The sequence below is a fragment of the Bradyrhizobium sp. JR4.1 genome (assembly GCF_040548605.1).
GTDB lineage: Bacteria > Pseudomonadota > Alphaproteobacteria > Rhizobiales > Xanthobacteraceae > Bradyrhizobium > Bradyrhizobium canariense.
This window is the reverse complement of the sequence record NZ_JBEPRY010000017.1, coordinates 99843-116974: the sequence shown is the minus strand read 5'-3', so window position 1 is coordinate 116974 and position 17132 is coordinate 99843. Positions and strand designations below refer to the sequence as shown.

Genomic DNA, 17132 nt, shown 5'->3' with positions numbered 1-17132 from the left:
GCCGCTCCGCAGACGGGGCGCATCTCGACGTTGCCGTTCTGCGGCGCCTTGCGCGAGGTGTGAAACATCGCTCGTTCGACCAGGCCGTGCCGGAACTTACGCCACGGCGGGCGCGTTTATTCCTTCAGAAGGAACGTTGTGCGATGAGCCATACCGTACTCGTTGTCGACGACGATCCCAGCGTGCTCGATGTCATCGTTGACATGCTGGAAGATCTCGGCTGCGAAGTCATCAGCGCCCGGAGCGGCCACGATGCGCTCGACCGGCTCAAGCAGAACCAGGATATCTCCATCCTCATCACCGACATCAACATGCCTGGCATGGACGGTCATGAACTGGCCGAGCGGGCCAGGCGAGACCGCCCGGAACTGAAGATCCTGCAATTGTCCGGGCGTGAACCCTGGCGCGACGGCCTTCCCATGATCAGAAAGCCGTTTTCGTTCGAGGAACTCGCCAGCACCATGCAGCGGACTACCGGCATCTGCTGAAGGTCGCAAGCCCAGAAAACCCAAAACAAAACCCGCAGCGGATAGCGTCCGCGCGGGTTGAACCAAACTCTTTTTCGATGATGGCATTATGCCGGTGTTTTGCCCGACGTGTCAACGCGGCGAACGCGGACAAGGGATTAACCTCTCCCCCACCCAGATATGTGGTGTGCAACGGGCTTGCTTCAAGCCCCCGATCCTGCCGTAGAACCCTCGACCCGAACACCATACACACGCGAGGGGTCATCACATGCCTGTACTGCTTCCGACGTCCCGGACGCGCGGCCACGCCAAAGGGGCCGGCGCCCGCCACACGCAACACCAAGTGAAAGACCACGCGGTGGTGATCGCCGGCGGTGGCCCGACCGGCTTGATGCTGGCCGCGGAGCTCGCGCTCGCAAATGTCGATGTCGCCGTCGTCGAACGGCGCGCCGATCAGGAACTGGTCGGCACGCGCGCCGGCGGCTTGCACGCGCGCAGCATCGAGATCCTCGACCAGCGCAGCGTCGCGGATCGCTTCCTGCGCGAAGGACAGATCAGCCAGCTCGCGGGCTTCGCCTGGACCAGGCTCGACATCAGCGATCTCCCCACCCGGCACGCTTACGGGCTCGCCCTGCGGCAGAGCCACATCGAGCGCATCCTGGCTGACTGGGTCAGCGAGCTCGCGGTGCCGATCTATCGAAACCTCGAGGTGACGGGTTTTGCGCAGGACGAGACCGGCATCGACGTGACGCTCTCCGGCGGCGAGACCTTGCGCGCAAACTATCTGGTCGGCTGTGACGGCGGCCGTAGCCTGGTGCGCAAGGCCGCCGGCATCGACTTCGCGGGCACAGATCCGACGCTGAGCAACCTCATGGCCGAAGTCGAGATGCGAGACGAGCCGGAATGGGGCCTGCGCCACGACGCGCTCGGCTTTCACGGCCTCAGCAAGACCGAGAGCGGGCGCGTGCTGGTCGTCGTGACGGAAGCGACGCTCGATCGCACCGGCGCGCCCGGCTCCCGCGATCTGAGCGAAGCCCTCGTCGCCGTATACGGCACCGACTTCGGACTCCACAACCCGTCCTGGATCTCCCGCTTCACCGATGCGGCACGGCAGGCCGTGTCCTATCGCAAGCGTCGCGTGCTGCTTGCCGGCGATGCCGCGCATATCCATCACTCCGTCGGCGGTCAGGGCCTCAACGCCGGCGTGCAGGACGCCGTCAATCTCGGCTGGAAGCTCGCGCAAGTGGTCAAGGGCCTGTCGCCCGACAGCCTGCTCGATACCTACCACGCCGAGCGTCATCCCGTCGGCGCGCGGACCTTGCGCAACACCATGGCGCAAATCGCCCTGCTCCGCCGCGGCGAGGACGGCCTCAAGGCCGCGCGCGAGGTCGTCGCGGAGCTGCTCGCGATGGACGCGCCGCGCCAACGTTTTGGCGCGATGATGAGCGGGCTCGACGTGCACTATGATCTCGGCCAAGGACACGCGCTGCTCGGGCGCCGCATGCCCGATCTCGATTTGACGGTCGACGGGCGGCCGCTGCGACTGTTCACGCTGCTGCACGGCGCGCGCGGCTTGCTGCTCAGTTTCAGCAAGACAGGCGGCCTCGACACCGCGCCCTGGGCAGATCGCGTCGATCGCATCGACGCCGAGTGCGAGGGCCCGTGGCAGCTTCCGGCGATCGGACAAGTCGCAGCACCCGGCGCCGTGCTGGTGCGGCCCGACGGGCACGTGGCCTGGGTGGGAGATGAGAGCCAACATGGACTTGCGGACGCGATCACGAGATGGTTCGGACCGGCTTCAGACTAGTTTCCGGTCGGGCGCGAAGGAACGCGGCTCAAGATTCGAATATTCGCGCGTTCACCGTGCGCAGGCTCATCGACGCTGCCGGCTTGCTGCGGTGGCGTGGGGACCGGCTGATGAGATAGCGCGTCGCGCATCCATCGGGGTAAACCGATCGGAGCCGCGTTCTCTTGCTGTGGATGCATATCTTTAGACTCCAGTGGAGTCGATGGCGACCGTTTGTTCATTACAATTCCTCGCCTGGAGACAAGACGATGCGAAGCTTACGAAGCCTCGGGTTCGCCGGTCTCATTGTTGACTATCGATGAATGATCCGGATGTACGATGATGCGTTCAATCCGTTGCAGCAATTCGCGCGGCCGTGCGTCCGTAGCCAAGGGCTGCACCGGCTTGCCCTACCCACGATCGGGAATAGCGTTTGCGGCGGCCACCCGCGCAAAAGCATTCGCTGTCTCTCTAAACATGATGGCAGCAAGCACGTTGAGTGCGGCTTCGGTCTTGGCGCGTGCCAGGGTTTCGATATCGGCCAGCGTTGGTGCCCCGAAACCTTCACTGGGCACATGCTGAACAACAGGAAGATGCGGCTCGGTCCTTCTCCTAAATTTGGGCATTTGAAATCCGTTTGTTAAGTAACGAGTCTCCGCAAATACAAAGCCCGCGGCGGATTGCTCCGCGCGGGCTGATCTTCAATGATGCTATTCTGCCAGTGTTTTGCCCGACGATTCAGGCGCGGCAGCCGCACTCCTTCAAGGCAGCTAGCTACAGCAGCACCTGCCGGTCTCTTGAACCGGCGGACAGCGAACGGTACCGAAGGAACAGAACACGCAGCAGTCGCCAGAGAGCGGCTTCAGGCGCTCGCCGCAGCCTTTGCAGTCATAGAAGAACTGGCAGGCGTCGGTCGGCATGACCTCGGTAGCAGCGTGACCGCACTTCGGGCACGTGATGGTAGAGTTTAAGATCATCCGAGATGTTACCGTGCGCGGTGCTCTGGACCAAGGAACGTCCGCTCCCTCCAACTTGTGGCGCAGCTTCCTGATCAATTCGCGGAGGTCCGCGGCATAATTTTCGATGATGCGCCACCGGGCCTCGTCGCTCTCGCGGGGCATCACTTCTGGCTTTTCCGGCGGCTTATCACTCACGGCATCATACGAACCGCCCCCGCGCCATGCGACTTTGACCTAGATCAAAAATCTTCGGTCCTTGGAGCCTCATCCACCTCCTTCAAGCGCGCGGGGGGCACCGAGAAGGAGCTGCCGGCGAGCCTTCTTCAGATCGGTCGCCAGTTTTATCTTCTCTCTCAAAACGAGAATTTCGGAATATTCCTTTTGGATCTCTGGGTGGATGCGAAGTGCTTCGAGCTGCTGGGTGGCTAGTTTGAAGATTGCGGCAATATGCGTACCTTGGATGGAGTGCATGGTGATCAAATCCGCTGTGGGAAAAACGGGACGGGACCATACAGCGAACTGCGTTGCGGTGTCGCTCGAAATAAACAGCCAACCATGCTGTCGTTTTTTGCAGCGCGTCATTGCCGGTGTCGGTGCTTGGCCGAACAGGCGTTCACTGGCGCGGTCTCAATGAACAGCGGCGTGCACAATCTCAAAGCGGAGCACCACCCTAAGCACAGGTCCGCAGCCGTCCCGCACCTCGATTGAGAGGGTACGAACTACCGAGCCCGGCAGCACGTCCTTGGCGAAGTCTGCCATTGCCTCGGAGGCCGCACGCTTCACATTCGCTAAGGTGGCGATTTCGACCCCGATCTCGTCAGGAACGAACCTGTCGTTGTCGCGCGTGTCGAAGTAGTAGTGGGGCATGGTGGTCAAGGCGCGGTTGCGCTTGATGTTCCTACCAAAATTAGAACACCCCCAAGAAAACGACTATGACGGCCCAGCTACGGCGCTCGGGATGGATCGAGACGGTTCTCGCGCTGGTCGTCGGCGTATTCTTGTGCCACCCGGGGAGCTTGCTGACGGTGGCGCTGGTCCCTCTCGGTGGCAGTGAGAATTTGCTGCGCTCGCCTGGCTATCGCTTCATAGTTCTTGGCAACCTGGCGAAGCGTGGCTCTCGCCTCCACGTGTTCGCAGTTGTCGGCCTTGGTGTGAAACTCCTCAGCCCGTATGAGCCAATACTTCGGGGAGTGCATTCGCTCGATGCCCATGGCCAAATCCCCTAAATCGGACCATCCAGGTTATTAATGGACGTTCAGGCCAGCTGGTTCCCGGCTGCACTCAAATAGCGAAGAGCAAAACACGGAGCGCAAGAAAACCGGCCGCTCACGCGACCGGCTCGCCACAAACCTATGGGCTAACGCAAAACTATCAGCGCCCCAGCTTACGCTCCACCTTCTTCCGGCTGCTACCCACCTTCTTGACCGCCTTCTTGACGGCAGAAGCCGAGCGGCCGGTCTTCTTTGCCTCGTACCCAACTTCGTATTTCTGCCCACCCGCAACGCGCGCGCGGTCCTGCTTGCGACCGCGAGTTGTCTGCTTCTTCGCTTTAGCCATGTTGCTCTCCTTGCATCTCTGAAACGCAAGGATTCAATCGGTTCCCCACGCCCTACAAGGTCGCGCCCGTCGTCGGAACGAATCCGGCCAGAAAGATTCGAATCAACGTGTTCGTTGCGTGGAGTTTGTCAGTGGCGTTGCAGCGTCAGCGTAAGCCGGGGGCGCTCGGGGTGAAAGCGCCCTTCCCCGGCTTCATCGAACCGGCCTTGGCATCGACGGTGGACCGCGTACCAACCGGAGAGAGGTGGATTCACGAAATCAAATTCGACGGCTATCGGGTGCAGCTTCATTTGGCCAACGAGGCCGTCACCGTCTACACCCGTCGCGGTCACGACTGGACCAAACGCTTCAAGAAAGTCGCCGACGACGCCTGGCACATCAAGGCGGGATCGGCGGTCATCGACGGCGAGGTCGTCGTCCCTGCTGCCGATGGCAACACCGATTTTTCCGTCCTTCAAAACGAGCTGAAGGGCACATCGCCCAAGATCGTGCTCGTCGCATTCGACCTGCTTTATCTGAATCGGCGAGACCTTCGCGGTCTGCCGCTGTTTCAGCGCAAGGCCGAGCTGAAGAAGATCATCGCCGGCACCGACGTGCAGTTCAGCGAGAGCTTCGAGATCGAAGGACGCGAGATGTTCGCGCATGCCTGCAAGGTCGGGCTGGAAGGCGTGGTCTCTAAGGTTCGCGACAGCACCTACAGCAGCGGCAGGGGTAACAATTGGGTCAAGACAACTTGCGCGCAGCGAGAGACGCTAACCATCGCCGGCTTCGCACTCGACGAAGGCAAATGGGGCGGCATCTATCTCGGGCGCCAAAAGGGAGATGATCTCATTTATGCGGGCAAGGTCGACCACGGATTCGACAAGACATCTGCCGCAGAACTGCAAAAACGATTGAAGCCGCTCATTCGCAAGACGCAACCTTACGCCAAGCGCATCGGGCACAAGGGCATCTGGGTTGAGCCGAAGCTGCTCGCGGAAATCGAGTATCGCGCCAAGTCGGCGGTGGGGAAAGTCCGGCATCCATTCTTCAAAGGGTTGAGGGAGGACCTGTAATGGAAGCGTTGGACCGAAGGGCGAGATCGTTCCGAGGTGAATGCAGCGTTAAGAGAGGCGGAAGCCCGCTATGAGACCTAAATTCCGCACAGAGGGTTGGCAGCCCAGGAGCGAGGAAGATCACTTCATGACTTGCCCGACCTGCGGCGAACGCTTCGACTGCCGTGACCTCGGCGAAGCGCTTGAGCACCAACACGGCGAACCGGTCGAGGAAGAGCCGACGCAGCACTGAGGCCGCCGGAGGTTTTCCACAGCCACGATAGGCAGTGGTTCGTCCAGCTTTTCGCCTACTACCCATCGATAATTTGCCAGCTTGGCCGGCACATGGCTTTGATCGCCCATGACCACCAAGCCGCGCCAAGATATCGGCCGAACGCGCCAAGGAGGCGCGCAAGGAGGCCGACAAGCTTGCTTGCGCGGCGTGGAACTATCGGATGCTTGGCTATAAGGGCCCCGCGCAGCCATCGCCGACGGCGGACCGACTTTGAAATGCCGAGTACCGACGAGTGCACTCAAGTTGCGTGTATTTATGCAGGCTCCCAAAAGTTGCAGAAACGTGAAATGTATCTAGGCGAGTTGTCAATTCCGTCCGCTCGTCCTACGCGAGACTGCATTATGGCAAAAGTCGCTCCGTTTCAAAAAAGCCGAATACTAAGAACGTTTATCACGACAACGACAAGTGCACAGAAGGCAACAACATCGAAAGGCAATACCTCGCCTCTGGCACCGGTGGCCGGCCAAAGTGCGAGCACTGTCAACGCTTGAGTTAGTTCATTCTCGGACCGTGGTGCGGAGCACGATCCCTCACCACGATCTCTCGCCGGCGTGCATGCGTGTTCGCCGCCGCGCATCGTTTTCGCGCTCGACCTGTCGGGGCCGAACGCTGAAGGAGGTGAACGACGGCAGAGCCGAGGTGAAATCGATGCGCAGCCATCCCGAACATCTACGCCGCGGCTCTGCGGCTCAAAGCGCATCATGGCAGATGGCCGAGCGCACAGACATCGTCGCTTCTGTCCAAAAGTGAACATTGCCTCAAGTTGAGTAACCCGCTCAAGCCACTGAACCTGCTCACGCAATTTAATCCGGCGACCTATCATATGATATGTCGCCGCCTCAGACGAGGGGCGTAAGCTTTATCCATCACCGCAAGGCAATTGGCATCTGCCGGTGATGAGAACGCCCAACCAGCGCTCCCGCCCCGGACGAACGAGGGAGACGTGCATGCCGACACGCCGACGCTTCAAGCAGACCACGACACTCACCGAACGACTCGCCGCGGAGGCCGCGCGGCTTCGCGAGGAGGCGCGTACGATCGCGCCGGGGCGCCGCCGCGAGATGCTGCTGCGCCGGGCGCGGCAGGACGAGACCGCCATGCACATTTCCGCCTGGCTGCATTCACCCGGGCTGAGGCCGCCGACATGACCCAGCAATATCGCGCTTATCTCGTCGGCGACAACGGCGTCTTCCGCTCCGCCGAAGCGTTCGAGGCCGCGTCGGATGCGATCGCCCTCACCTTCGCGCAGCAGTTCACGCGGCACGGCAAGGTCGAGGTCTGGCAGCTCGGCCGCAAGATCGCCGTGCTCGAGGCCGAGTCATCCCCGCCGGGAGTTCTCACGCGTCAATGATCGCCTGATGTCGAGGGCGTCCTGAAGGTCTCGATCGCGAACGAGAAATTGACCTGCATCACGGGACCCCTGGCATCGCGAACGTCGATCGCCATCGACTGCCTAGCGCCCGCGGCAGGCGCGGAAACGATGGCGTCGCGCGCCATGTCCGCGACCGACTTGGCGGCCTCTGCCTGAACGGCGCGCGAGCTGGCCAGCTCAAGCCCTTCCTCGTCGAGCGCTACACCGGTGTCGTCGCGCAGGTCGAAATAATATCGGGGCATTGCAGCATCCTTTGCCCGTAATAGGTCCGAAGCGGACAAAGGGTTTCCGGGGCAGCGAAAAAATCTGTTGGAATCAATAGGTTCCGGGAACTCCGACGTCCCTCTGCCAGCGGCGCGGGAGCAGCTTGCCGCGCTCGCGCCCGGTTTTTCGTCAGGGAGCGAAGCGACAGGGCGAAACGACGCGGCCCCCTCACTCCTCCGCAAGCTTGCCGACGATATAGGCATCCACCGTTTCGGCGAACGAGCGCTGCACGCCGACCGCAGTGCCATGCTGGTCGAGCGCGTCGCGCTGGAGCACGCGCAGGCCGCGGCCGCGCATGCAGACCGGCGCCGTGTTCAGGTATTGGTCGATCGCGCCTGTCGCGAGCGGGATGGCCTTCGGATCGCCCCTTGCGATCAGAAGCCGCAAGAGGCTCTGGCATTCGGCCAAACCTGGCATGGGATCAGCGCCTCACGCCTGCCGCGATTTCGCCGGCCGCTTCACCGGCTGGGTGTGGGTGCCGAACAGCGCCAGCAAAAACGCGACTTCTTCCTTCGAACCGACCTGGATACCGACGTGGATACCGACTTGGATCATGATGATCTCCTTTTCGCTTGGTTGGTCGGACGCAGCCGGCGGGGCGTTCGAGACAATCTGGTTTCAGCACTGTTTCAGGCGTGTTTCGTCGCGGCGCGCCATGTCCATGGTCGCCTGAATAGGAACAGCTTTTGGGATCAAAAAGTTATTCGCGCGTCGGTCCGGATGCACGACCGGCGCCCCCCACGGCCTCAGCTCGCCCCCCGGGCTGGGGCCGTTTCTTTTCGACGCCTCAGTTTCGGTTTCGGTTTTGGTTTTGGTTTTGGTTTTGGTTTCGCCTGGGCGTCTCCCAGGACAGCTTGTTGCACCGGGAGCACCGGAAGATGGCGATCGCGCCATCCGGTGAAGCCACCGCGTCGATGAATGTCATGGGTCTGTTGCACGCAGCACAAATCGGCCGCTGCCTGGTGTCTTGATCCGTCATGCGCGCAAACGCGGGACAGAGCAGGAGGTTTCTATCGTTCTGGAGGTTCAGGGTGCCAGATCTTCGGAACGTTTTGCTGAAGCAGTGAGATCGATGCCGCAATCTGCTCCCGCGAACGGCGCAGCAATTGTCGTGTCGTTTGCCTTGCATCGAGCTGGTGCAATTTCTGCCGGTCGAGATCCGCCTCGAATTCCTCGCGGGTGAGCATGACAAGCTCCCGTGTTGCTGCCCATTCGCAGAGTACGTCGAGATACGATTGAGGACCGCTCAGAAGTGAACACACGGCGGGATGCCCGCCTGCGGGCTTTCGACCCAGCCGGTCTTCAGGGTCCGCGCTTCTGCGTAGCGAGGCGCAACGCGATGCCGTGCTGCCAGGCGCGCACTCTCACGGCGGCTTCGCTGCGACCAAGCTCGCCGGCGATCTCGTCCGGCCGCGAGCCGGCTTCGGCCAACGCCTTCAGCCGCTCGTGCTCTTCCGCTGTCCACTTCTTCAACAATGGGTAGCGTGATTGCATGGTCGTAAGCTGTCTCGCCTGCGTGGTCGATGCAGGCGACAAGCGAGCGAAACAGGCGAAGTTGCTATGCGATGCTGCTATGAGATCCGCGATGGGCGTCCCGGAGATGCGCCGACGACGGCGCTCGCTCAAATCCAGACGTCCTCCCGGCACGCGTCGCACCGATAGATCAGGATCGAGCAATCGCGCCTCACATCGAAGATCGAAGTCAGGCAGCGCGTATCCCTCTCGCATTTGGGGCAAGCCGGCCTCGGCTTGTAATGATCCGGCCTCGTTGCCGGGCCTGCTTGCTGTTCACTGCTCATCTCATTCCTCGTTGGAGGACTGAGTTCCTAAGTACCAAAGTGGACATTCGTTCCAATCACGCGGGCGGCGCTTCTCATGGAAGCGAGGGCCTAGACGCCCCATGATCGCGCGCGCTGATCATCGGCTTCGTCCTGAACCATCAAGCGGGTTTGTCCTGAACGATCAAACCGGCTTGGTGTTGGCGGCTCCCCCCCCCGCAGTTCGTCCAGGCTCTCGAGCGTGCAGATGCGCGCGGCGCGGCGCGCCAGCTCGTCGTAATTTTGCGCCACCTTGCGCAGCACGTCCCGCGTCTCGGGATATTCGCAATTGTCCGCCTTGGTGCGGAATTCTTCCGCCCGCATCCGCCAGTACCGCGGAGGGTGCATCCGCTCGGCTCCCATGGGCCACTCCCCTCAGTTGGTCCAATTGTTCCTGTTCATTAATGACGAGCACGTCCAGGAGTTCCCGCGCAGATGTTCCGGTTCCGATCACACGTCCCGATTGCGCAGGGATCGCAGCTGACGACGACAGCATCTCGCGGGAAAGATCGACTTTAGTTCAAATGCGGCAGGGCGGATTCGGCAGGATGCAACGGGTTGGCGCCATGCTGGAACATGTCCCTTGCGACAGACGCAACGGGGATAGCTCGGAGAGATCGCCGATGTATGTCGTCGCCGCCGCGTTGCTGGTGCTGTCCGGACTGTTCTACTCCGCGAGCCATCACGAGATCGGCTCGTTTGGCGTCACCATGTGCACCTATGGCGGCGCGTTCTGCGACAATCCGCTGATCGTCTTTTCCGGCGCCGCGCTGGCCGGCGCCTGGGGCATGTTCGTCAGCGTCAAATAGTCCCGACCGCACGCGCTCAGGGGACAAACGTCTCGCCGGTGTCCGTGCGCGGACTGCGCGACGGCCGGCCATGGCGGGCCGGCGCGCGCCCGGGACGCGCGCAAAGGCTGCACCGGGTATTCTTCGATGATGCACTTATACAGGTGTTTTGCCCGACGAGTCAAACGGAGATTCGCTTTATCAGAAATTGGCGAGGAGCCCGTTACGCGAAGCCCGGGAACCTTGTTCCCTCCTTGGCATTTGTGAAGGACGCGCCCCGACCGAGACCCCTCCTGCCATGACCGACAATGCTCTCGCCCCCACGAAATCCGCGCCGTCGCTGTTGCAGAGGTTGGGGCCGGGTCTCGTCACCGGGGCGGCGGACGACGATCCGTCCGGCATCGCCACCTATTCGCAGGCCGGCGCGCAATTCGGTTACGGACTGCTCTGGACGGTATTTCTGACCACGCCGTTCATGATCGCCATCCAGCTCGTCAGCGCCCGGATCGGCCGCGTCACCGGCAAGGGGCTGGCCGCCAACGTCATGCAGATCGCGCCGCGCTGGGCGGTGCTGTCGCTCGTCGCCATGCTCGTCGCCGCCAACACCTTCAACATCGCCGCCGACATCGCCGCGATGGCGGAGGCGCTCTCGCTCGTGATCGGCGGCCTCAACCACGAGCACGCGCTGATCTTCGCGGCGGGCTCGACCCTGCTGCAGGTGTTCCTGCCCTATCGGCGCTATTCGCCGGTGCTGAAATTTCTCACCTTGGCGCTGTTCGCCTATGTCGCGACCGCCTTCACGGTCGAGATCCCGTGGAGCACGGCGCTGCTCGCGGCGGTGTGGCCGAAGACGAATGTCAGCGCCGATTATTTCATGATGGTCGTCGCCGTGCTCGGCACCACGATCAGCCCGTATTTGTTCTTCTGGCAGGCCTCGCAGGAGATCGAGGAGATGAACCAGGGCAGGCGCGACAAGCCGCTGCGCGAGCTGAAGCACGGCGGCAGTCCGGAGCTGGCGCGCATCCGGGCCGACACCATCTCCGGCATGCTGCTCTCGAACGGCATCGCCTTCTTCATCATCCTCACCACCGCGTCGGTGCTGCACGCGAATGGGGTCACCAACATCAATTCGGCGACGGAGGCCGCCGAAGCGCTGCGGCCGCTCGCCGGCGACTTCACCTTCGCCCTGTTCGCGATCGGCATCATCGGCACCGGCCTGCTCGCAATTCCGGTGCTGGCGGGCTCGGCCGCTTACGGCGTGGCGGAGATCTTCGGCTGGCGCGCGACGCTGGAGGCGAAGCCCGACGAGGCGGTCGGCTTCTACACCATCATCGCCGCCGCCACCATCATCGGCTTCGGTCTAGGGTTCACCGGCATCGACTCGATCCACATGCTGGTCTGGAGCGCCGTGCTCAACGGCGTCGTCGCCGTTCCGATCATGGCCATGATGATGCTGATCGTCTCGAGCAAGGCGATCATGGGTCGCTTCAAGGGCCGGTCATGGCTCGTCGCGCTGGGCTGGCTCGGCACCGCGCTGATGGCGCTGGCCGTGCTCGCTTTGCTCGGCTCGTCATTGATCGGCTGACTAACCTTGCGACAAGGCTGCCGATATCTGCGAGGCGATGATGACGGCCGCGAACACCGCCGGCACGCCGATGAAGCGCAGGAATTGGTCGATCGAAAGCATCGCTGTCTCCCCTAAGACAAAAAATGTTTGCGCCCGCTGCGCTATTCCACCCCGTGCGCAGCGTGCTGATCGGCCGTCAGAAACTGATCGGAAATGGCGGCTCCACTCATCGTGAGCAGCGCCAGGATCGAAATCACAGCCAGAAATTTCATGGCCGGAGGGTCGATCCCGATTGTGGCCAAAAACGTCAAAGCATGGTCCCTTTTCAGGACAACCCCGGGAAAGATCATGGCTGTCCCCACCGGATTTTCCCTTAGAATGGCGGGAAGGGCCTTCCAGGCGCCCCTCGCCGGGCTTCACTGCGCAGGACCGTTCGCCTAACAATCCTGGCTGGAGCCGGGCTTGCGAGCCGGCCAAAGAAAAAAAGCGCCGCCGGGCGACAGGGAGCGACATGACCAGATCGTCGAAAGCAACAAGCCTCGAAATCCTCGCCTGCGATGCCGGCTGGAGAAACTACCATTTCGTCAAGCTGACGACCGAAGACGGCGTCGTCGGCTGGAGCGAGTTCGACGAGGGTTTTGGCTCACCCGGCGTCGGTGCTGCGATCCAGCGCCTGTCCGCCCGCGTCGTCGGGCAGAACGTTTTCCGGCACGAGCGCATCTACGCCGAGCTGTTCGCGGCCACACGTCCCGCCGCCGGCGGCGTGGTGGCGCAGGCGCTCGGCGCGATCGAGAATGCGCTGCTCGATGCCAAGGCGAAATGTCTCGGCGTGCCCTGCTACGAACTGCTCGGTGGCAAGATCCGCGACCGTGCCAGGGTCTATTGGTCGCATTGCGCAACGTGGCGGATCAATCACCCGTCCTGGTACAAGCCGCCGATCGAGAACCTCGACGGCGTCAAGGCAATGGGACGCGAGGTGCGCGAGAAGAAGTTCACCGCGCTCAAGACCAACATCTTCTCCTACGACGACGGCAAGCCAACCGGTTGGCGACCGGGTTTCGGCTCGCCCTTCGCCCCCGAGATCAACGTCGATCGCAAAATCCTGCGCGACCTGCGCATGCATCTGGAGGCGATCCGCGACGGGGCAGGCCCCGACGTCGACATCCTGCTTGATTGCAACTTCAACGCCAAGACCGAGGGCTATCTGGAGATCCTGCGCACCATCGCCGACCTCGACATGTTCTGGATCGAGATCGACAGTTTCAATCCGGAAGCGCTCGGTTACATCCGCAGGCAAAGCCCGCATCCGATCTCGTCCTGCGAGACGCTATTGGGCCTGCGCGAATTCCTGCCCTATTTCCGCGAGCAGGCCATGGACGTCGCGATCATCGACACGCCCTGGAACGGCGTCTGGCAGTCGATGAAGATTGCAGCCGCTGCGGACGCGTTCGAAGTCAACGTTGCCCCGCATAATTTCTACGGCCATCTCTGTTCGATGATGAACGCGCATTTCTGCGCCGCCGTGCCGAACCTGCGCATCATGGAGATCGACATTGATCGCCTGGCGTGGGACCGCGAGCTGTTCACGCATGAGCCGGATATTCAGAACGGCCATCTGGTCATTCCGGACCGACCCGGCTGGGGCACCGATCCGAACGAGGAAGCCCTTCGCGCGCATCCGCCGAAGACCAGCGGCGGATTGCTCAACTACGGTCGCAAGAACTAGACGTCTTACGGCGTCACTGGATTGACGGTCGGGGACGTCTTTGGCCCCGGCCGCGCCGGCTCGATCGGTGATTTCGGTTCGGTCGGGAGAATTTTGGCACCTGCGGCGCGTGCGGCCTCGCCAGTGGTCGCATACATCGCGACGTGAGCAGGCTGCGTCTTGGCCCGATTCCATGGTCCGTGATCGACGATGAGCATCGCAGCAATCGTCACCGCGGCCACAATCAACGCGATCACGCCGGGATGGCGAAGCGCCGAGGACATGGAATTTGCGAAGCGATCCGTTGCCATCGTGGAATCCATAGGTTTTTCCTCTCGCAGGTTAATGCAATTGCGTCCTGCGAGTTCCGCCCTTGCCGAGCCAAGTTCCAAGCCAATGCGGGAACCACAAGGCGCTCAGTGTTTCACATCCGGCCGCGCATCGCCGACGAACCGGTCGCGATTCGGCATCTTGACCGCCGCGAGCGATTTGGCATCGAGCGTCGCGTCCGCTCCGACCAGTCCATTCAGGTTCAGGATGTACGCGGACACCGCATAAACCTCCTCATCGCTCAGCGATTGCGGTGCGTTCTGCGGCATCGCACGGCGGATGTAATCGAACAGCGTCGGCGCATACGGCCAATAGCTGCCGACCGTGCGGATCGGCTTTGGTGTTGCGATCGTGCCCTGCCCACCGACGAGCCGGTCACCCAGCCCGCCCTCGCCCTTGTCGCCATGGCATGATGCACATTGCTGGGCGAACACCTCGCGACCACGACTGACCGAGCCACTTCCCTTCGGCAGATTGCTGCCGTCGCGTCCGACGTCGATATTCCACCCCGCGATCTCCGCAGCCGTCGCGGGGCGTCCGATGCCGTACAGGCTTTGCCCTTGCGCTCCGCTCGCGAACGTACACAGCACGATGCCGACAGCAATGCCGCAAGTCTCACGCCAGCGCATTGGTCACCTCGCCGTCGGCCGCGATGCGCCAGGGCCAGATCGCGTTGTTGTGGTAGAAATAGTTCTCGCCGCGCACCGCGAGCAACTCGGCCAGAGTCGGCTGCACATAGCCGGTTTCGTCGATGGCACGGCTCTGGATCACGGCAGGCTTGCCGTCCCACTGCCAGGGCAGGCGAAAGCGTGTCAACGCACGCGTCAGCACCGGCTCCTGCAATTGCGCGCTTTGCCAACTCTTTCCCTCGTCGACGGACAGTTCGACGCGCGCGATCTTGCCATGCCCGCTCCACGCGATGCCGGTGATCTCGTGGAAGCCGGGCGCGCCCAGGCGTTGGCCGCCGGAGGGCCTCGTGATGATCGACTTCGCCTCCATGTAGAACGAAAATTCACGCGCGGTGCCGTCTGGCAGTAGGTCGGTGTATTTCGAGGTCTCCTCGCGCGAATAAACCGGCTCAGCCGTCACATGCAGGCGCCGCAGCCACTTCACGCTCATATTGCCCTCGAAGCCCGGCAGGAACAGCCGCAGCGGATAGCCCTGCTGCGGGCGCAGCCGCTCCCCGTTCTGGCTGTAGACCAGCATGGCGTCCTCGAGGCATTTCTCGATCGGGATGCTGCGGGTCAGCGCAGCCGCGTCGGCACCTTCGGCGACGATCCATTTGGCATCCGGCTTCAATCCGGCCTCCTGGAGCACCAGCTTGAGGCTGACGCCGGTCCATTCTGCACAACTCACCAGACCTACAAGGTCCGACGCAGTCTTGCCGTAAGGCTTGCTGTAGCCGGGATTGCCGGAGCATTCGAGAAAGTGGACGCGCGATTCCGACGGGAAACGCCTGAGATCGTCCATTGTGAAGATCAGCGGACGCTCGACCAGCCCGTGCAGCATCAACCGGTGCTGGGCCGGATCGATGGTCGGAACGCCGCCATGATGACGCTCGTAAAACAGTCCGTTCGGCGTGATGATGCCATCGAGCTCCTGCAACGGCGTCCGGCTGGAGGCAGAGATGTACTGCTTGAGAGTCTTCGAGATGTTCTTGACGACGCCCTTCTCGAACGGCGATGGCGCGCCATAGAGCTGGCCCCCCGTCGGCTCGCCCGGCGCCTTCATCCATTCGGGAATGTTGGGTGGAAGGTTGTCGGTCTCGGCGGCAGCCGATGCGCCGGCGCCCAGGACAGTGCCACCCGCAGCCGCCGCGCCGGCGCGCAGAAAGCGACGGCGAGTCGTCCCCGCAGGTTTGTCGTCGGCGTCGCTCGTGCTGCTCATTTGCGGATCCTCGGCTGAAGCGCGACCCGCATGAAACATTCTGCGACGAGCATTTGCAATTCGCACCTGTTTCAAAAACAGGCGATTTCGACCTCGACTGATCTAAATCTGGCGTCCGCGACGGCAATTCTCTTCTTCGCAATGCACAAACGGCTCATCCATCACTCGCCCGGCGCGATCGCATTGCTGGGGGTTGGCCGGTCGGCGATCTGCTGGCCGAACAGGCTGCCGATCAGTTCGACCGCGGTGCGCGCGGTGCGGCCACGCTCGTCGAGGAACGGATTGAGCTCGACGATGTCGACTGAACCGACTACGCCGGAATCGTGCAGGAGCTCCATGATCAGATGCGCCTCACGATAGGTCGCTCCGCCCGGCACCGTCGTGCCCACGCCGGGTGCGACGCAGGGGTCGAGAAAATCGACGTCGAAGCTGACATGCAGTACGCCGTTGCTGGCCCTGACGCGCTCGATGACGCGACGGATCAGCACGGCGACGCCGAATTCGTCGATCTGGCGCATATCGACAACCCTGATCCGGCGCGTGCGCATCAACTCCTTTTCGAGCTTGTCGATTGAGCGCGCGCCGAACAGGTCGAGCCTGTTGGGATTGATCGAGGCGCGCGGATCATCGCCGAGCAAGCCGTCGAGGCCGGGTTCGCCGCAAAGGAATGCCGCCGACATGCCGTGCATGTTGGCGGTGATCGTCGTCTCAGGCGTGTTGTAATCGGCATGCGCATCGAGCCAGAGCACGAACAGCTCGCGTCCGCGCTCCTGCCAGTGACGGGCCATGGCATTCACCGATCCCATCGACAACGTGTGATCGCCACCGAGGAAAATCGGCAGCGCGCCGGTTTTCGCGATCTCGTAGCCTCTGCGGCTCAGCACGCGCGTCCAGCGCTGGATTTCGCGGTAGTGATTGGCTTTGTCGGGGGGCCTGTCTGCGAGGTCCCGGAGCTCGCCCACGGAGAGATCGCCGTAATCGACGACCTCGAAATCCAGGCTCTCTAGCAGTGTCGCAAGGCCGGCGGTGCGGAGCGCCGCAGGGCCCATCAGAGTACCGCGCTGCGAAGCCCCCATGTCGATGGGAGCGCCGAGCAGGGCGATGCGCCGGGCTCGATCCGTCGTGGTCCGGTCAGTCACAGCTGTCTCCTGAGATCAGCAAGATTGAGCCAGCCTAACAGAGATTCGCACCCGTCGTTTCACGGGGAAGGTCCACGCAGGGGCGCATCGTCCCGGAACAAAAGCCCGCGCGCCGAATTGCTCATCCAAGGCCGGTACCCGCCGTAAAAACCACGGCGCCTGTCG

General features: G+C 62.4%; 25 protein-coding genes. 8 read left to right on the top strand and 17 right to left on the bottom strand.

The genetic code is table 11. From position 1 onward, the window contains the following. Positions 1-59: 59 nt before the first annotated feature. Complete coding sequence (locus ABIB90_RS28275; RefSeq protein ID WP_354164779.1) at positions 60-488, top strand: response regulator; 429 nt, start codon at positions 60-62, stop codon at positions 486-488. Positions 489-735: 247 nt separating this feature from the next. Next, positions 736-2274, top strand: a complete 1539-nt coding sequence (locus tag ABIB90_RS28270; RefSeq protein ID WP_354164776.1) for an FAD-dependent monooxygenase — start codon at positions 736-738, stop codon at positions 2272-2274. Between the two features lie 389 nt (positions 2275-2663). On the opposite strand, the gene ABIB90_RS28265 is transcribed toward ABIB90_RS28270, so the two are convergent. From ABIB90_RS28265 to ABIB90_RS28240, 6 genes are all read right to left on the bottom strand, one after another. Next, positions 2664-2879 (bottom strand): hypothetical protein, encoded by a 216-nt coding sequence (locus ABIB90_RS28265; RefSeq protein ID WP_354201734.1) that lies wholly within the window; start codon positions 2877-2879, stop codon positions 2664-2666. A gap of 144 nt (positions 2880-3023) precedes the next feature. Beyond that, on the bottom strand, positions 3024-3230 hold the full coding sequence (locus ABIB90_RS28260; protein WP_354128500.1) for a GDCCVxC domain-containing (seleno)protein: 207 nt from the start codon (positions 3228-3230) through the stop codon (positions 3024-3026). Positions 3231-3476: 246 nt separating this feature from the next. Then, positions 3477-3794: a hypothetical protein gene (locus ABIB90_RS28255; RefSeq protein ID WP_354164770.1), complete on the bottom strand. Its 318-nt coding sequence runs from the start codon at positions 3792-3794 to the stop codon at positions 3477-3479. 45 nt (positions 3795-3839) lie between these two features. Continuing rightward, a complete protein-coding gene (locus ABIB90_RS28250) occupies positions 3840-4079 on the bottom strand; it encodes a DUF6894 family protein (RefSeq protein ID WP_007601548.1) in 240 nt (79 codons plus the stop codon). A gap of 77 nt (positions 4080-4156) precedes the next feature. Further along, a complete protein-coding gene (locus tag ABIB90_RS28245; RefSeq protein ID WP_354164767.1) occupies positions 4157-4423 on the bottom strand; it encodes a hypothetical protein in 267 nt (88 codons plus the stop codon). A 160-nt stretch (positions 4424-4583) separates the two neighbouring features. Continuing rightward, positions 4584-4769, bottom strand: coding sequence for a DUF3606 domain-containing protein (locus ABIB90_RS28240; RefSeq protein ID WP_007601546.1), 186 nt, complete (start codon positions 4767-4769; stop codon positions 4584-4586). A gap of 131 nt (positions 4770-4900) precedes the next feature. On the opposite strand from ABIB90_RS28240, the gene ligD reads away from it, so the two are divergent. The 3 genes from ligD (at position 4901) to ABIB90_RS28225 (ending at position 7449) form a co-directional block, all read left to right on the top strand. Beyond that, positions 4901-5824 carry a non-homologous end-joining DNA ligase gene (ligD, locus tag ABIB90_RS28235; RefSeq protein ID WP_354201733.1) on the top strand — a complete coding sequence of 308 codons (924 nt, stop codon included), beginning with the start codon at positions 4901-4903 and terminating at the stop codon, positions 5822-5824. A 1221-nt stretch (positions 5825-7045) separates the two neighbouring features. After that, entirely contained in the window at positions 7046-7246 is a 201-nt protein-coding gene (locus ABIB90_RS28230) for a hypothetical protein (RefSeq protein WP_354164760.1), read from the top strand. Beyond that, entirely contained in the window at positions 7243-7449 is a 207-nt protein-coding gene (locus tag ABIB90_RS28225) for a hypothetical protein (RefSeq protein ID WP_007601533.1), read from the top strand. The genes ABIB90_RS28230 and ABIB90_RS28225 overlap by 4 nt, the downstream gene beginning before the upstream one ends. On the opposite strand, the gene ABIB90_RS28220 is transcribed toward ABIB90_RS28225, so the two are convergent. From ABIB90_RS28220 to ABIB90_RS28195, 6 genes are all read right to left on the bottom strand, one after another. After that, a complete protein-coding gene (locus ABIB90_RS28220; protein WP_219682389.1) occupies positions 7443-7712 on the bottom strand; it encodes a DUF6894 family protein in 270 nt (89 codons plus the stop codon). The genes ABIB90_RS28225 and ABIB90_RS28220 overlap by 7 nt on opposite strands. 190 nt (positions 7713-7902) lie before the next feature. Beyond that, complete coding sequence (locus tag ABIB90_RS28215) at positions 7903-8151, bottom strand: hypothetical protein (RefSeq protein WP_085350655.1); 249 nt, start codon at positions 8149-8151, stop codon at positions 7903-7905. Between the two features lie 12 nt (positions 8152-8163). Next, positions 8164-8289, bottom strand: a complete 126-nt coding sequence (locus tag ABIB90_RS28210; protein WP_354164755.1) for a hypothetical protein — start codon at positions 8287-8289, stop codon at positions 8164-8166. 455 nt (positions 8290-8744) lie between these two features. After that, entirely contained in the window at positions 8745-8921 is a 177-nt protein-coding gene (locus tag ABIB90_RS28205; protein WP_007601513.1) for a hypothetical protein, read from the bottom strand. Positions 8922-9036: 115 nt separating this feature from the next. After that, positions 9037-9228 (bottom strand): SANT/Myb-like DNA-binding domain-containing protein, encoded by a 192-nt coding sequence (locus ABIB90_RS28200; RefSeq protein ID WP_354201732.1) that lies wholly within the window; start codon positions 9226-9228, stop codon positions 9037-9039. Positions 9229-9623: 395 nt separating this feature from the next. Then, positions 9624-9899 carry a hypothetical protein gene (locus tag ABIB90_RS28195; RefSeq protein ID WP_354201731.1) on the bottom strand — a complete coding sequence of 92 codons (276 nt, stop codon included), beginning with the start codon at positions 9897-9899 and terminating at the stop codon, positions 9624-9626. 275 nt (positions 9900-10174) lie between these two features. Between ABIB90_RS28195 and ABIB90_RS28190 the strand changes: the two genes are divergently transcribed. After that, a complete protein-coding gene (locus ABIB90_RS28190; protein ID WP_007601510.1) occupies positions 10175-10360 on the top strand; it encodes a hypothetical protein in 186 nt (61 codons plus the stop codon). A gap of 277 nt (positions 10361-10637) precedes the next feature. After that, positions 10638-11924 (top strand): NRAMP family divalent metal transporter, encoded by a 1287-nt coding sequence (locus ABIB90_RS28185; RefSeq protein ID WP_354201730.1) that lies wholly within the window; start codon positions 10638-10640, stop codon positions 11922-11924. Positions 11925-12067: 143 nt separating this feature from the next. On the opposite strand, the gene ABIB90_RS28180 is transcribed toward ABIB90_RS28185, so the two are convergent. Continuing rightward, the gene (locus ABIB90_RS28180; RefSeq protein ID WP_219682386.1) at positions 12068-12256 is read right to left on the bottom strand and encodes a hypothetical protein; all 189 of its coding nucleotides are present in this window, start codon (positions 12254-12256) and stop codon (positions 12068-12070) included. Positions 12257-12417: 161 nt separating this feature from the next. Between ABIB90_RS28180 and ABIB90_RS28175 the strand changes: the two genes are divergently transcribed. Beyond that, the gene (locus tag ABIB90_RS28175; protein ID WP_354201729.1) at positions 12418-13632 is read left to right on the top strand and encodes a mandelate racemase/muconate lactonizing enzyme family protein; all 1215 of its coding nucleotides are present in this window, start codon (positions 12418-12420) and stop codon (positions 13630-13632) included. Between the two features lie 5 nt (positions 13633-13637). Here ABIB90_RS28175 and ABIB90_RS28170 read toward each other — a convergent pair whose 3' ends face one another. The 4 genes from ABIB90_RS28170 to rocF all read right to left on the bottom strand — a co-directional run bounded on the left by ABIB90_RS28170 (position 13638) and on the right by rocF (position 16967). Next, a complete protein-coding gene (locus ABIB90_RS28170; RefSeq protein ID WP_007601505.1) occupies positions 13638-13934 on the bottom strand; it encodes a hypothetical protein in 297 nt (98 codons plus the stop codon). A 93-nt stretch (positions 13935-14027) separates the two neighbouring features. Beyond that, complete coding sequence (locus tag ABIB90_RS28165; RefSeq protein ID WP_354201728.1) at positions 14028-14570, bottom strand: c-type cytochrome; 543 nt, start codon at positions 14568-14570, stop codon at positions 14028-14030. Continuing rightward, entirely contained in the window at positions 14557-15828 is a 1272-nt protein-coding gene (gene soxC, locus ABIB90_RS28160) for a sulfite dehydrogenase (protein ID WP_354201727.1), read from the bottom strand. Before soxC ends, ABIB90_RS28165 begins: the two co-directional genes overlap by 14 nt. Positions 15829-15989: 161 nt before the next feature. Beyond that, complete coding sequence (gene rocF, locus ABIB90_RS28155; RefSeq protein WP_007601502.1) at positions 15990-16967, bottom strand: arginase; 978 nt, start codon at positions 16965-16967, stop codon at positions 15990-15992. Positions 16968-17132: the final 165 nt, after the last annotated feature.